This window comes from Rathayibacter sp. AY1A7, from assembly GCF_002930845.1.
Classification (GTDB): domain Bacteria; phylum Actinomycetota; class Actinomycetes; order Actinomycetales; family Microbacteriaceae; genus Rathayibacter.
In genome coordinates this window covers 1-14,131 of sequence record NZ_PSTL01000025.1, presented here as the reverse complement: position 1 = coordinate 14,131, position 14,131 = coordinate 1, and the positions used below count along the sequence as shown (strand labels likewise).

Sequence of the window (14,131 nt, the reverse complement as noted above, 5' to 3'; positions counted from 1 at the left end):
GTTGCACTCCGATGCTCACCGATTGCGCGCCGCCGCCGCGAGCCCACACCAACCCACGGCGTCCTGGACCACGAGTAGTGGCTCGTTAGGCTCGGCGAATGATCGATGCCCGCCCTCGTCCAACGCGTCGTCGGTGGCCGGTCGTGACTGCCGTCCTTGCGGCGGTATTCCTGTACGCGACGGTCGTGCTGACGTACGCAGGAGGGATTCGGGACTCCAGCGAAGCCTGCGAGACGGTCATCGCGGGCGATGACCCCGTCACGGTGAAGCTGCAGCCGGCAGAGGTGAACGCGGCCCGCCAGCGGCTGGAGTTCCAGATGACCCTGGTGCCGTCGGAAGGCCTCACCTCCTCCGATGGATACACGGCCACCGAGACGATCAGCCTGGTGACCTTCCCGGTCGACGGGGCGAGCGTCCTGACGTTCCCATCGGGCGAGGTACTCGAGAGCTCGGTGCAGTCGGACTACGCCGAGGGAACCGTCGAAGAGTGGCCCTTCGACAGCTACCGCGCCGACCTCACAACCTTCGCCTTCACCGGGGAAGACGACCATCAGGACGGCCACGAGCACACCGCTCTCCCCACCCGGGTCTGCCTCGACAACGCTGTGCCCGGATGGCAGTTGCACACCGGCACGATCGACCACCCCGCGAACACCGTGCCCACCGCTGACGGCAATCGACCGCTGCCCTCAGTGGAGATCACCGCGACCCGCTCGGCGAGCACGGTCGCCTTCGGGATCGTGCTGCTCGGGCTGATGGCGGTCACCCCTGTGCTCGTCCTGTTCGTCGCCATCAGCGCCTACACCGGCCGCCGGAGGGTGGAAGCCACCCTCACAAGCTGGATCGGCGCGATGCTCTTCGCGGTCATCCCGCTGCGGAACTTCCTCCCCGGCGCGCCCCCGGTCGGCTCCTGGATCGACTACCTCGTCGTGCTGTGGGTGATCGCAGGGCTCGTCACCGGACTCGCGATCTACATCGCGGCCTGGAACCGCTGGGGACACGGGGCTACCTCCGGGAAGTCGAGAGTCTTCGCGCCGGACAGTCCCTGAGATGCGACACGACGATCAGCAGCAGGATCCGCGCGAGCATCAGCAGCAGCGCCGTTGCAGGCAACCGGTCGGACGCGCCGCCGGCAAGCGCCCGCGAGGACGATGACGTGGCCAATGCTCGGCGTCAGCCGCACCAGCAGCATCCCGGACAGCAGAGCAGGACTGTCTGTAGCTCGTAGGGGAGACGAGATATAGACTGTCGGGGCCCGGGGCGTTGAGCCTAGGGAAGTGAACCCGAGACCCGTCCGGAATGGACGCGGCGCTCGGGTTTCGCGCATTCAGGGCGTGATGTCGATCACGTTGCTGATCATCGATTGCGCGCGCCGCCGCCAGTCGCCGCCGCGAGCCCACGCCCACCCCACGGCGTCTGGGATCGCGAGCAGCGGCTCGCTGGCCGCGGACTCATGCCAGTACTCCAGCGTGCCGACACTTCCGGAGCGGCGGGTCGCCTCGATCATGCACTGCTTGTCGCGCGCGACCAGCGTCTCATCACGCTCGAGGCAGAGGCGCCCTCCGGCGGGGCCGATGGTCCCGACGAGTTCCTCGAGGCAGCGTCGACGGCGGACAACCTCGCTGCCGAGGTCCCGCGGAGCGCGGAAGATCGTCACCGTTGTGTCCAGGGTGGCGAACGTGTCGAGCAGGAGCCGCTTTCGAGACTCGTTCTCCTGCTTCATGTGAAGGCGAGACTGCCCGGGAAGAAGCAGAGCGCGGACGGCCCGCCGAGATTCCGCAATGTCACGGGGAACGATCGCCGCTGCGATCAGCAGATAATCCTTTGCTTTCGACTCGTCGACGAAGACGGAGGCGGCACTCACGTCTCGTCCTCGGGAGGCCAGTCGATCTCGAAGTAGCCGGTCCTGTCGCGTCCACTGCCTGCCCCACCCCACAGCGTGACGATCGACCGTCCGAACTCATGCGGATCGACGGCGTCCTCGCCATCGAGGGGCGCCTCGATCGTGAACGTCAGCATGTTGCCCGGCTCGTTGATCATCGGAGGAGGAGCGGTCACCGTCGAAACGATCGACCTGCCAGCGATGCGGTAGTCCCGCACGAGCCAGACGAGCCATTCCGTGACCAGCCACCCGTCACCGGAGGGGCCAGCGGAGAAGATGTCGACGTGGCTGTCAGCCGACTTGATCCCCCACCAGAGAGTCCAGACCGGGCGCCCTCGGCGCTCGTCGATCGTCGCGGATGCTCTGATGCCGGGCATGGCATTGAGAAGCCTGCACGGCCACCGCAGCACCGCAGGAGTGTGCGGGTCGTCCTCCTCCGCCTCATTCGTGACGGGGGGTCGGGACCTCTCCAAGCCCGCCAACTCACTGAGGTATTTGGCGCGCTCGAAACCATCGTGGATCTTCCACCAGTGGTCATCGTCCGAATCGAACTCGGCCGCCTGGTACCACTGGCCAGACAGCTTGGCGATGATATGGGCAAGAACACCGACCGCGGTCGTACTCGCGAGCATCGCCTCCGCATGGGCGACGTCGGCATCTTCCTGGCTCCCGGCCTTGGCGGCGAGGACAAGGTCACGCAGCATCTCCAGATCGGCGCGGCGATACTCCGCCGACGCCTGCGAAACGGTCTTCGCGCTCACTCCCAACTCGGCCGCGACACTACGTCCCGTCGCTCCCGGCTTGAGCGTCGCCTCATAGATCGCCCGCCGCCGCACGACAGCCAGCTGCGAGTGAAGTCCCCGCACCTCTTCCCCCACGCGCACGCATTCACTCGCCCGCTCGACCGGATCCGGGATCGCCGACACGGACGCGACGAGTTGCCGCAACAGCCCATCTGCATCGCGCTCTTCGGTCTCGGCCACAACACGACACTAGCAGGACGTTACCCCTGGGGGGAACGCAAGAACCGGCAGGAGTAACTTCGCCGGGATAGGTGGCCGCAAGCCGTCTTCCGCTGGTGGCTTGGCATCAGCACGTGACCACCCAGCCGGGGATGACCGTCCGATTCCAGACGTTCACCCCATAGGCAGGCGATGTCTACCCACTCAGGTCCCTCACAGCGGTGTGCTTGGAGGTGCCCCTTTCGGGGCTCCCCCATATCTTCAAGGAGAACACGACGTGACCCGACTGTTCCGCTCCGCACCCCGCGGACGTTCCGCGGTGGCCCTCTCAGCCGCCGCACTGATCTGCGGAGCGGCCCTCGCCGCTCCGAGCATCGCCACCGCCGCCGGCAACGCCGACTTCAGCACTACGGGCGGAGCCGCCCGCATCTCCCCGGTCGACGCCGACCTCTCCGACTCGCTCCGCGCCGAGATCAAGGAGCAGGACGCGAAGAACGTCATCCTCCTCATCGGCGACGGCATGGGCGACTCCGAGATCACCATCGCCCGCAACTACGAGTACGGCGCCGCCGGCCGCCTCCCCGGCATCGACGCCCTCCCCATCACCGGCCAGTACACGACGTACTCCCTCTACCGGGCCGACGACCCGGCCACCGGCGCCGTCAAGGGCGCTCCGGACTACGTGCCCGACTCCGCCGCTACCGGCAGCGCGTGGGCCACCGGCACCAAGACGTACGACAACGCGGTCTCGGTCGACATCGACCAGGAGCGCCAGGACACGCTGCTCGAGATCGCCAAGGCCAACGGCCTGAAGACCGGCAACGTCACCACCTCCGAGGTCCAGGACGCGACCCCCGCCGTGCAGGCCGCGCACGTCGACGCGCGCAGCTGCTACGGCCCCGACAGCCCCACCTGCGGCAACGACGCGCTCGAGAACGGCGGACTCGGCTCGATCAGCGAGCAGATCCTCGGCACCCGCGCCGACGTCACCCTCGGCGGAGGCTCCGCGAGCTTCGCGCAGGTCGCGAAGGCCGGCGACTGGGCAGGTCGGACCCTCTTCGACCAGGCCGCTGACCGCGGCTACCAGGTCCTCGGCGACGCGACCACGGCCGGCACCGCCGCGCAGCTCGAGGCCCTGACCGCTGCCGACCAGGACGCACCCGTCCTCGGTCTCTTCGGCGCGGGCAACCTCCCCGTCCGCTACGCACCGACGCCCGCCACGGTCGGCGGCGGCGACGCGGCCCCGCAGACCTGCGTCGCCAACCCCGCCCGTCCCGCCGAGCAGCCCACGCTGCGCTCGATGACCGAGAAGGCGATCGACCTGCTCAACACCGGCGACAAGGGCTTCTTCCTCCAGGTCGAGGGAGCCAGCATCGACAAGCAGGACCACGCCGCCAACGCGTGCGGCCAGATCGGCGAGACCGTCGACCTCGACGAGGCCGTCCAGGCCGCGCTCGCCTTCGCGAAGGCCGACGGGAACACCCTCGTCATCGTCACCGCGGACCACGCGCACTCCAGCCAGATCGTCGACTCCACTCCCCCGACCTCGCTCAGCACCGCGCTGAAGACCGCCGACGGCAGCACCATGAAGGTGTCCTACGGCACGGCCGCCGAGGGCGGCTCGCAGCAGCACACCGGCTCGCAGCTGCGCATCGCCGGCTACGGACCCGGCGCGGCGAACGTCGCCGGCCTCACCGACCAGACCGACACGTTCTTCACCATCTCCAACGCGCTCGGCCTGGACCGCGACATCCGCAACCTCAGCTTCAACGCCACCGCGAGCCTGTCGGGTACGTCCTTCACGCCCGGTGAGGAGATCACCCTCACCGCGGCCGACTTCAACGGCGACACGCAGCTGATCGGCTCCGCACCGCTGTTCACCGACCGGACCGCGACGCGCGACCTCATCGACGGCGGCCTCACCGTCACCGCGAAGGCGCCCACCACCCCGGGCGACTACTCGGTGACCGTGACCGGCGATCAGACCGGCAAGGCCATCACCCTGCCCTTCACCGTCACCGAACCCACCAAGACGACCACCACCAAGGAGAAGGCCGCGGACATCGCCGGCAAGGTCCTCGAGCAGATCCGCAACCGCTGATCCGCTGATCCCACCTCGCCCGCTGCTGCGGCGCGTGGACACGAGAAGGGCCGCCCCTCGAGGGCGGCCCTTCTTCGGTTTCCCGCTCGGAGCTCAGTCCTTCACGGGCACGCGGATGATCAGCCCTGCGGCGACGGCGATGCCGATTCCGATCAGGTGCAGCGAGGACCAGATGACGTCGGGGAACGCGAACGGAAGGACCGGGTTCCACAGGGCCACCATCGGGATCAACCCGATCAGCCACCACCATGCGCGAGCCTGGATCGCAAACCAGGACATCACCGCGGCGAGGATCGCGACGGTGTAGAGCACGAAGACGTACTCGTCGGTGCCGACCAGCGCGAGACCCGCGAGCAGGACGATCGCGAGGATGATCCCCGGCGCGAGAGCCATCTTGGCCCTGCTGCGATCGGGGTACCGGGAGGTCTGGGTCCGCAGAGAGTTCTGAGGGGTGCTCGGGCGAGGAGCGGTCGCGTTCCTGGGACGGCGCCGGCGTTTGTTCGGTCGGCTCATCCGGCGATCCTATGTCGGCCGCAACAGTGCACCGTCCCTTTCCTAGCCCCCGGAGCGCACCGCTCACATGACAGCGCTTGCTGTATGGTCAGCGTATGCTGACTATTGCTTCGCGTGTGGACGTCATGAACCGGTTGGGTCGGGCGATGGCGGATCCGACCCGTTCTCGGATTCTGCTCTCTCTCATCGAGCAGCCGGGTCATCCGGGCGAGCTGGCCGAGTCTCTGGGGCTGACGCGCTCGAACGTGTCGAATCATCTGACGTGCCTGCGCGGGTGCGGGATCGTCGCGGCGATCCCGGAGGGTCGGAGTACTCGGTACGAGATCGCGGATCCGCATCTCTCGAAGGCGTTGCTGGCGATGCTGGATGTCGTCTTGGCGGTCGAGAACGGCGTCGAGTGCGCGGACGAGAACTGCGATGTCCCGCTGTGCTGCGGGGTGTCCGAGTGAGCGCGGAGTGCTGTGGCGGCGACGAGCCGACCACACCGCGCCGCCCTCTGGTGGTGCGTCCTCGTCGCACCGAGGACACGTGCTGCGCCGTCGACGACGCGCCGGTCGCCCTGACACTCGGCGCGCGTCCGACCGAGCAGACCGGGCATCACGAGCATGAGACTGCCGGTCACGAGGCAGCCGGTCGCGACGACGAGCACGACCATGGCGGCGAGCCGGAGGAGTCGGTGCCGTGGTGGCGGGACCTGAACGTCGTGATCCCGGTCGCGGCCGGTGTGCTGCTGCTCATCGGGTACGTCCTGGAGTGGACGGGATTCGAGCTCGCGGGAACGATCGTGCTCGGCACGAGCCTGGTCGCGGGAGCGTCGACGTTCGTTCCCGGCGCCGTGCGGCGGCTGCTGCGCGGGAAGCTCGGCGTGGGTCTGCTGATGACGATCGCGGCAGTCGGCGCGGTCCTCCTGGGGCATGTCGGGGAAGCGGCGGCGCTGGCGTTCCTGTTCTCGATCGCGGAAGCGCTCGAGGACCGCGCGATGGACAAGGCCCGCGGTGGCCTGCGCGCGCTCCTGGATCTGATTCCGGACACCGCGATCGTGTCGCGTCTGCACGGCGAGGTCACGATTCCCGCCCGCGAGTTGCGGGAGCTCGACATCCTGGTCGTCCGCCCCGGCGACCGGGTCGCGACAGACGGAGTGGTCGTATCCGGGCGCAGCAGCGTGGACACGTCCGCGATCACGGGCGAGTCGATCCCCGTCGAGGTCGGTCCCGGTGACACGGTGCCCGCAGGGGCGATCAACGGCGGCGGCGCCTTACAGCTGGAGGCCACGGCCGCGGGGACGGACAACTCCCTGACCACGATCGTGCACCTGGTCGAGCAGGCCCACGCCCGCAAGGGCGATCGCGCCCGGCTCGCGGATCGCATCGCCAAGCCCCTCGTCCCGGCCGTGCTCCTGCTCGCCGCCGGAATCGCCCTGTTCGGCGTCCTTATCGGAGACCCGACTACGTGGACCGAGCGGGCCCTCGTGGTCCTGGTCGCGGCGTCCCCGTGCGCTCTGGCGATCGCAGTGCCGGTGACGGTCATCTCCGCGATCGGCGCGGGCAGTCGCTTCGGGCTGATCATCAAGTCCGGGGAGGCGTTCGAGCGCCTCGGTACGGTGCAGGTCGTCGCGTTCGATAAGACCGGCACTTTGACCGCGGGCCGCCCGAGTGTCACCGACGTCGCGACCGCCCCCGGCGTCGCCCGCGAGGACGTACTCGCGGTCGCCGCCTCCCTGGAAGCGCACAGCACCCACCCGCTCGCCGCGGCGATCCTCGCCGCATCACCGGCACCGGCGCCGATCGAGGATGTCACCGAGCATCCCGGCGACGGCATCACTGGCACCCTTGCGGGGACCCCGGTCCGGATCGGCAGCCCCCGCTGGATCCCCGGCGCGCTGACCGCGCAGAGGGAAACGATGGAGGCCGCGGGAATGACGGCCGTCGTCGTGGAACGCGCCGGCAGTGTTCTCGGGGTGATCGGGATCCGGGACGAGCTCAAGCCCGAGGCAGCCGAGACGATCGCGGAACTCAAGCGCCACCACATCGGCGCGCTCATGCTCACCGGTGACAACACCCGCACCGCGAGTGCACTCGCCGCTCAAGCAGGGATCTCGGAGGTGCGTGCGGAGCAGAAGCCCGCCGACAAGGCGGCCGCGATCGAGCAGTTCCGCCGGCACCGGCGAGTGGCGATGATCGGGGACGGCATCAACGACGCTCCCGCGCTCGCGAGCGCGGACGTCGGGATCGCGATGGGCGCGACCGGCTCCGCCGCCGCAATCGAGTCCGCAGACGTCGCGTTCACCGGCACCGATCTTCGCCTGATCCCCGCCGCGCTCCTGCACGCCCACCGGGGCCGGCGGATCATGACGGCGAACCTGGTCCTCGCGCTCGGCGTGATCATCGTCCTATTCCCCCTCGCGCTCTTCGGGGTCCTGGGCCTGGCCGGAGTGGTCCTGGTGCACGAGCTCGCAGAGGTCGTCATCATCGCGAACGGAGTCCGAGCCGCCCGCCGCGGTAGCCCGCTCGTGTCCGCGAAGGCAGACCAGGACGCGACCAGCCGGGCTCTGAGTTCGAGGTCATGACCGGGACCCTCGAGGCGGCAAGAGGCCTTCGGGTGAGGCCAGTACCCTGTTGCGGTAGTGGCAGGGCGCGACTCGGCGGTCCTGCCGCTCCAGCGGACGGGTGATGTGATGACGACGCGCAGCTCGCGGACCGTCCGCGGTGTCATCGCCGCGCTCGTCGCGACGTTCGTCGCCCTTTTCTCTCATTCCGTCGCCGACGGAACGGCTCCGAGCCGTGTCGGGGTGCTCCTCGCGCTGGCGTTCGCGGTCCCGGTCTGTGTCGCTCTCGCCGGGCGCCGGCTGTCGCTGGTCCGGCTGAGCGTCTCGGTTCTCTCCAGCCAGTTCGCGTTCCATGCGACGATGATGCTGGGAAACCCGGACACCATCCCTGCTCCCCGGTCGGGCACGGTCTCGGCGGGGCACCACCAGGACGCGAGCGTGCCCGTCCTGGATCTCGCGACCTCGGTAGCCCACACGGACCACGACACCGTCATGTGGGGAGCGCACCTGCTCGCCGCGATCGTGACGATCTTCGCGCTTCGCCAGGGTGAGCGGGCGTTCTGGAGCATCCTGGCCCGGCGCCGATTCGAGACGGTCCGGGCGCTCCTGGCCGGCCCGAGCGAGCCGACGCCGCGCCGTGAACTACCGGCATTCAGTTCGTCCGCGCGCACACGTCCGCGGCTCGTGTCCTTGTCCGTGATGCGGCATCGGGGTCCGCCGGTCGCTGCTGCCTGAGCGCAGCCACCGCCGCACCTTCTTCTCACCCTTCTCGGGACGCTTCGGCGCGCCCGCATCACGGAAAGCCTTCCTCTTGTCGACACGAACCACCCTCACCGCGGTGACCGCGATCACCGCCGGCATCGCCCTGGCGCTGGCCGCGCCGCTCACGGCGACCGCGCACGTCAGCATCACCCCGAACACGGCCGATCCGGGCGCGTCGGAGAACTTCACCTTCAAGGCCGTCAACGAATCCGAGACCGCCGTGACCACGGCGGTCACCGTGTCACTGCCGACCGGCACCCCGATCGTGTCGGTGCGCTACCTGCCCACCCCGGGGTGGAGCACGTCCGTCGTGGAGAGCACACTGCCGGAGCCGGTGTCCGTCGGCGGGAACGAGATCACCGAAGCGCCGACCAGCATCGTCTTCACCGCCGAAGCGGGCAGCGAGATCCAGCCCGGTCAGTTCATGCAGTGGACCGTCTCGCTGGGTCCGATCCCGGAGACGGGGAGCCTGCTGCTGCCGGCCGTGCAGTCGTACAGCGACGGGACGAGCGTCGACTGGGTCTCGACCGCGGAAGAAGTCGAAGCCGACGCCTCTCTGAAGTCCGCTCCGGTGCTCTACGTCCAGGACGAGCCGGCTGAGGACCACCACGCAGGATCGGCCGCTACCGATCCTGCCGACGCGGACGCCGCCGCGGCGACCACCGAGGCGCCGGGCGTGGAGGCCAGCGTGGCTCTCGGGCTGAGTATCGCGGCCCTGCTGCTGGGAGTCGTGGGCGCCGCGCTGGGCGCGATCGCGCTGTTCGGCCGGAAGCGGGCGCGCGGATGACCCGTCGCTTCGCGGGGCGGGCCGCGATCGCGACGGCCGTGATGCTGCTGCTCGGTGTGGCCGCGGCGACTCCCGCGGCCGCCCACGACTCGGTGCTCGAAAGCAGCCCCGCGCCGGACGCGACGGCCGCGGAGGTAACGAGCGTGTCCTTGACCTTCAACGACACGCTGCTGGATCTGGGAGGCACGAACACCGCGTTCGCGATCCAGGTCATCGGCCCGGACGGCCGCTACTACTCGGAGGGGTGCGTCGCCTTGGACGGATCCTCGGTCTCGGTGCCGGCGGCTCTGGGCGCGGCGGGCGAGTACGAGGTCCTGTGGCAGGTGGTGTCCTCCGACGGTCACCCCACCTCCGACAGCTACACCTTCGACTACGCGCCCGACGCGGCAGCCTCCGCCGCTGAGGGAACGGAGACGGCGCCCCGCTGCGGAAGTGACGGCGAGAGCGACACCACGACCGACGCGGCACCCGCCGCCTCCTCCGGGGACGGGTTCGACGCGACCGGGCTGCTCGCTGGGTTGTGCATCGGAGCCGCAGCGATCGCGGTCGCCACGGCGGTCACGGTCTTCGTGATCGGCCGGATGCGACGGCGCAGTTGACCTGCGGGTCCGCCTCGTCCCGTCGGGGCGGGCCCGCCTTCGCGATCGACCGACAGAGGAGGGCACGCTGATGACGATCCCGCCGATCCTCTCGCGCCTCCCGGACGCGCCACCCTCGATGGACACCTTCCTCACGGTGTCCGCGAGCGCGTTCTGGTTCTGGGGGCTTCTCGGCATCCTGCTGGCCGGCGTCTACGCCCTCGGGGTCGCGCGGCTCCGGCTGACGCGGCGGCGGTGGCCGTGGTGGCGCGCGGGGAGCTTCCTCGCAGGGTGCGGACTGCTCGTGGCGACGATGGCCAGCGGGCTCGAGGACTACGGCCGGGAGATGTTCTCGGTGTTCATGTTTCAGCAGCTGACGCTGATGATGGCCATCCCGCCGCTTCTCGTCCTCGGCTCACCCGGCACGCTTCTGCTGCGGACGACACCGCACCGATGGCCGGGACGGATGGTGCTCGTGACCGCGTTGGGTCTGCTGCGCTCGCGCGCCGTTCGGGTGCTTCTTCATCCGGGGTTCACGATCCCGCTGTTCCTGCTGCTGTTCTACGGCCTCTACTTCAGCGATCTCGACGATCTCCTGCTGGACAGCGCGGCCGGTCACCTCGCGGTGGAGGTGCTGTTCCTGGCGGCGGGAGTGGTGTTCGCCGTTCCGCTGCTGTCAGCGGATCCGCTGCCGGTACGGCAGACGCATCTGGGGCGGATGTTCGACCTGTTCGCGGAGATGCCGTTGCATGCGTTCTTCGGGGTCATCGTGATGATGTCCGCGACCGCGTTCGTGGGTGCGTTCCAGGCTCCCGCGTCGTGGGGAGTGGACCCGATCGCGGATCAGCAGATCGCCGGCGCTCTCGCCTGGTCGTACGGCGAGCTGCCGAGCCTGCTGATCGTGCTGCTGCTCCTGGTGCGGTGGCAGCGTGACGACACCCGGGCAGCTCGCGCCGCCGACCGCGCTGGGGATGAGCACGGAACCCCTGACCTGGACGCCTACAACGCCTACCTGCAGGAGTTGAACCGGCGAGGAAGCGACCCTCAGACACCCTCCCCGCGCTGACGCAGGCGCGTGAGCGTCAGGAGAGCCCCGGTCAGCAGTGGTGCGAGCGCGCTGAGCGCGATGGCACCTCCGATGAGGGTGCGCAGGGACATCGCCGGGGTGACGGCAGCGCTCAGAGGCACCGTGTCGGTGAACGCGCCGGGCGTGAACGCGGGGATCCGGGCTCCGGTGGACCCGTCGGGGAGGATCGTCTGGCTCTGCCCGACGGTCGAGACGTTCACGATCGCTCGTCCGGTCTCGATCGCCCGGACGCGGGCGATCGAGAGCTGCTGCGCGGACTCGTCGGTGCGCCCGAAATCGGCGTTGTTGGTCTGCGCAAAGATGACCTGTGCGCCTCCAGCGATCATCTCGTCGAAGAGATGGTCATCGACGATGTCGAAGCACAGCGACACCCCGGCGATGGTGCCTGCGACGGCGACAGCCGGGGAGAGTGCACCGATCTCGTAATCGCGTTGCACGAGACCGATCAGATCCGGTGCAAGGCGTGACCAGAACGCGCGATCGGGAACGTACTCCCCGAACGGCACAGGATGCTTCTTGTCGTAGAGACCGTCGGGACCCTCCGGAGTCCACACGAGGGAGCTGTTGTAGTAGCGGTCATCGCGACGGGTGATCGCGCCGATGACCAGGGGGGCGTCGAGGGTCTCGGCGAGCTCGGAGAGCCGGCGCGATGTCGCCGGGTCGGCGAGCGGGTCTTCGTCCATGCTGTTCTCCGGCCACAGCACGACATCAGCGACCCCCGCCTCCCGCGGGGTCGCGTCGATCTGCGCGGACAGCAGCTCGCCGGGTCCTCGCCGGTCGAAGTAGCCGGCGGGTCCCGCGCCCTGCACAGCGGTGACCCGCAGCTGCCCGGTCGGCGCCGCTTCCCACACCGGCACCGCCACCCATACGAGCGCGATCGCCGTCGCCGCCGCTCCGAGCGCAGCGGGCCGGTCGGGCAGGAACTGTCGCAGCTGCAGCAGGAAGGTGAGGCACGCGACCAGCACGAAACTGAATCCGGACACGCCGACCCAGGCGATCAGCGGAGCGAGCGGGCTCTCGGACTGCGAGTAGGCCAGGCGGCCCCACGCGAAGCCGCCGTACGGCCAGGACCCGGCGATGACTTCCCTCGCCACCCATACGCCCGCGACGCCCGCCGGTAGCAAGAGCAGCCGCCCCGCTGGGGTCGGCCAGAACCGCTCGATCGAAGACCACATCAGGGTAATCGTCGCTGCACCGGCCGCGAAGAACGCCGCCTCGAGAAGCGACAGGGCCAGCCACGGGACAGGGCCGAGGTACTCCGAAGTCCATGAGACGTGGGTGAGGTAGAACACCGTCCCCGTGACAGCGCCGAGCAGAGCGCCGACCCGGACCGTCCGGCCGCGCAGCAGCGCCAGCAGCAGTGCGACGCCGAGGAGAGTCGCCGGCCACAGACTCAGGCCGGGGAATCCGGCATCAATGAGCGCACCGGCGAGAGCCGCCGCGCACAGCGCGGCGGCGCCGACTCGGGTTACCGCCGGCTGAGGACGCCGGCGACCGGTTGGTTGACCGCTCACTCCGTGGTCGGCGGTTCACCGCCGGACCCGGCGGGGCGCGGTGCTGCCTGGCGGACGAGGAAGAGGACGACGACCGCGAGGAGCGCGAAGAACGCCAACGCGATCCCGACCAGGACGATGGTGGGGATGGGAGCTTCGTAGGGGGCGAACAGCGACTCCGGCGCTCCCGACGCGGACGTGTCGCCGCCGCAGACGGGAGGCTGGGAGACGCCGGTCTTCGCCACGGCATCCGCAGGCCGGTCGTAGGTGAAGCCGTACTCGGCGGTGGAGACGTGCCCGTCCGCGGTCACGATCTTCGCCGCCACCAGGTAGCGGCCGCTCTCCCCCAGCGCGACACCGGTCGTCACCGATTCGGCGTCGACCTCGGCGCAGCCGTTGGAGTAGAACAGGTCATCCCCTTCGCGTACCACCTGCACGAGCGAGACGTTGTTCGTCGGGTCGGAGCCCACCTCGTGCCCGAACGTCAGAGTCACCTCCGAGGGCGCCACGGTCACCGTCGCATCCGCGGACGGGCTGCTGGATTGCACGCCGGTGTGAGCCGCTGCGGGCGCGACGGGAAGGACCAGGCCCAGCGTCGCCGCTGCCGCCAGAGCGACGCCGAGCAGGACGGGGCGGTGCAGTCGGGCGGGGAGAGGGAGCGGCATCAGAGTCGTCCTGTTTCATCATCGGGGGGCGCCCCCGAGGAGGGAGACGAGGAGACGGGAGCGACTGACGATCCGCCTCGCTGATGATCTTCGAGCCTGAACCTCGTAGCCACCAACAGGTGTTCTTGGTACGCTACGTCGAAATTTGCCTGCCTACACCGCAGGCTTCTTCGACGCCACCGGGAAGATGCCATCGTGACGAACCTGCAACCAGACGCCTCGCGCGCTGGTGTGCAGCGAACCCTCACGCTGCTCTTCCTCGTCGTCCTGACCGCGCTCGCGCTGCTACTCGGGCATCCTCTCGAGCGCCTCCACGACGCGGTCCCCGCCGACACCACGGTCACCGCTGCCGCGACGACGGCGGGGGACGCCGAGGTTCTCACTTCGAGCGTGGCAGCGCTCACCGATGCGGCGACGCTCGGTGGTGTCGCTGAGCTGTGCGCGCTGCTGGCGGTCGTCTGCGCGGTCATCGTGATCGTCGTCGCCCTCGCCGCCCGCGCACGGCCCGGGCAGGGCTCCATCGCCAGCACGGCACCGCCGGCGTCCGCACCGTCGTTCTTCACGACCGCTGCACGAGCACGGCTGAGCCTCTCCGCCAGCTGCGTCCCTCTTCGGCTGTAGGCCGTCGCCGCCGATCTGAGCCCCGTCTCGATCGGCGCGCACTTGCGCGCCCGCGACACGGAGTCAGGTCACGACGACCGACCTCTCGCCGACCCTGGACGTGCAATGCCCCTCTCTTCCTCCGTTCCCCCGCCC

General features: G+C 69.5%; 14 protein-coding genes. 9 read left to right on the top strand and 5 right to left on the bottom strand.

Annotated features, from left to right (window positions below; genetic code table 11):
- Positions 1-143 precede the first annotated feature (143 nt).
- Positions 144-1,049 (top strand): DUF4436 family protein, encoded by a 906-nt coding sequence (locus tag C5B95_RS15105; RefSeq protein ID WP_181068103.1) that lies wholly within the window; start codon positions 144-146, stop codon positions 1,047-1,049.
- Positions 1,050-1,327: 278 nt separating this feature from the next.
- Here the strand turns inward: C5B95_RS15105 and C5B95_RS15100 are convergent, their stop codons facing one another.
- Positions 1,328-1,864 carry a hypothetical protein gene (locus tag C5B95_RS15100; RefSeq protein ID WP_104349537.1) on the bottom strand — a complete coding sequence of 179 codons (537 nt, stop codon included), beginning with the start codon at positions 1,862-1,864 and terminating at the stop codon, positions 1,328-1,330.
- Positions 1,861-2,865, bottom strand: coding sequence for a hypothetical protein (locus tag C5B95_RS15095; protein ID WP_146076629.1), 1,005 nt, complete (start codon positions 2,863-2,865; stop codon positions 1,861-1,863). Before C5B95_RS15095 ends, C5B95_RS15100 begins: the two co-directional genes overlap by 4 nt.
- 256 nt (positions 2,866-3,121) lie before the next feature.
- Here C5B95_RS15095 and phoA point away from each other — a divergent pair, with 256 nt between their 5' ends.
- A complete protein-coding gene (phoA, locus tag C5B95_RS15090) occupies positions 3,122-4,945 on the top strand; it encodes an alkaline phosphatase (protein WP_243601002.1) in 1,824 nt (607 codons plus the stop codon).
- A 93-nt stretch (positions 4,946-5,038) separates the two neighbouring features.
- Here the strand turns inward: phoA and C5B95_RS15085 are convergent, their stop codons facing one another.
- Positions 5,039-5,338, bottom strand: coding sequence for a DUF6804 family protein (locus C5B95_RS15085; RefSeq protein WP_104349535.1), 300 nt, complete (start codon positions 5,336-5,338; stop codon positions 5,039-5,041).
- Between the two features lie 215 nt (positions 5,339-5,553).
- Here C5B95_RS15085 and C5B95_RS15080 point away from each other — a divergent pair, with 215 nt between their 5' ends.
- The 6 genes from C5B95_RS15080 (at position 5,554) to C5B95_RS15055 (ending at position 11,196) form a co-directional block, all read left to right on the top strand.
- Positions 5,554-5,907: a helix-turn-helix transcriptional regulator gene (locus C5B95_RS15080; RefSeq protein WP_104349534.1), complete on the top strand. Its 354-nt coding sequence runs from the start codon at positions 5,554-5,556 to the stop codon at positions 5,905-5,907.
- A 227-nt stretch (positions 5,908-6,134) separates the two neighbouring features.
- Positions 6,135-8,024, top strand: a complete 1,890-nt coding sequence (locus tag C5B95_RS15075) for a cation-translocating P-type ATPase (RefSeq protein WP_243601031.1) — start codon at positions 6,135-6,137, stop codon at positions 8,022-8,024.
- 222 nt (positions 8,025-8,246) lie between these two features.
- Positions 8,247-8,738 carry a hypothetical protein gene (locus C5B95_RS15070; RefSeq protein ID WP_146076628.1) on the top strand — a complete coding sequence of 164 codons (492 nt, stop codon included), beginning with the start codon at positions 8,247-8,249 and terminating at the stop codon, positions 8,736-8,738.
- 76 nt (positions 8,739-8,814) lie between these two features.
- Positions 8,815-9,552: a YcnI family protein gene (locus C5B95_RS15065; RefSeq protein WP_181068102.1), complete on the top strand. Its 738-nt coding sequence runs from the start codon at positions 8,815-8,817 to the stop codon at positions 9,550-9,552.
- On the top strand, positions 9,549-10,151 hold the full coding sequence (locus tag C5B95_RS15060) for a copper resistance CopC family protein (protein WP_104349531.1): 603 nt from the start codon (positions 9,549-9,551) through the stop codon (positions 10,149-10,151). The genes C5B95_RS15065 and C5B95_RS15060 overlap by 4 nt, the downstream gene beginning before the upstream one ends.
- A gap of 70 nt (positions 10,152-10,221) precedes the next feature.
- Positions 10,222-11,196, top strand: a complete 975-nt coding sequence (locus tag C5B95_RS15055) for a cytochrome c oxidase assembly protein (protein WP_104349530.1) — start codon at positions 10,222-10,224, stop codon at positions 11,194-11,196.
- Here the strand turns inward: C5B95_RS15055 and lnt are convergent.
- Positions 11,175-12,731 carry an apolipoprotein N-acyltransferase gene (lnt, locus tag C5B95_RS15050; RefSeq protein WP_104349529.1) on the bottom strand — a complete coding sequence of 519 codons (1,557 nt, stop codon included), beginning with the start codon at positions 12,729-12,731 and terminating at the stop codon, positions 11,175-11,177. The two genes, C5B95_RS15055 and lnt, sit on opposite strands and share 22 nt — an antisense overlap.
- On the bottom strand, positions 12,728-13,375 hold the full coding sequence (locus C5B95_RS15045) for a copper resistance CopC family protein (protein ID WP_104349528.1): 648 nt from the start codon (positions 13,373-13,375) through the stop codon (positions 12,728-12,730). The genes lnt and C5B95_RS15045 overlap by 4 nt, the downstream gene beginning before the upstream one ends.
- A gap of 195 nt (positions 13,376-13,570) precedes the next feature.
- On the opposite strand from C5B95_RS15045, the gene C5B95_RS15040 reads away from it, so the two are divergent.
- Entirely contained in the window at positions 13,571-13,996 is a 426-nt protein-coding gene (locus tag C5B95_RS15040; protein ID WP_146076627.1) for a hypothetical protein, read from the top strand.
- Positions 13,997-14,131 lie beyond the last annotated feature (135 nt).

Excerpts from the sequence above, each read along its gene's own strand:
- C5B95_RS15085 (WP_104349535.1), bottom strand. The coding sequence starts at position 5,338 with ATGGCTCTCGCGCCGGGGATCATCCTCGCGATCGTCCTGCTCGCGGGT.
- C5B95_RS15045 (WP_104349528.1), bottom strand. The coding sequence starts at position 13,375 with ATGCCGCTCCCTCTCCCCGCCCGACTGCACCGCCCCGTCCTGCTCGGC.
- C5B95_RS15055 (WP_104349530.1), top strand. The coding sequence starts at position 10,222 with ATGACGATCCCGCCGATCCTCTCGCGCCTCCCGGACGCGCCACCCTCG.
- C5B95_RS15080 (WP_104349534.1), top strand. The coding sequence starts at position 5,554 with ATGCTGACTATTGCTTCGCGTGTGGACGTCATGAACCGGTTGGGTCGG.
- C5B95_RS15060 (WP_104349531.1), top strand. The coding sequence starts at position 9,549 with ATGACCCGTCGCTTCGCGGGGCGGGCCGCGATCGCGACGGCCGTGATG.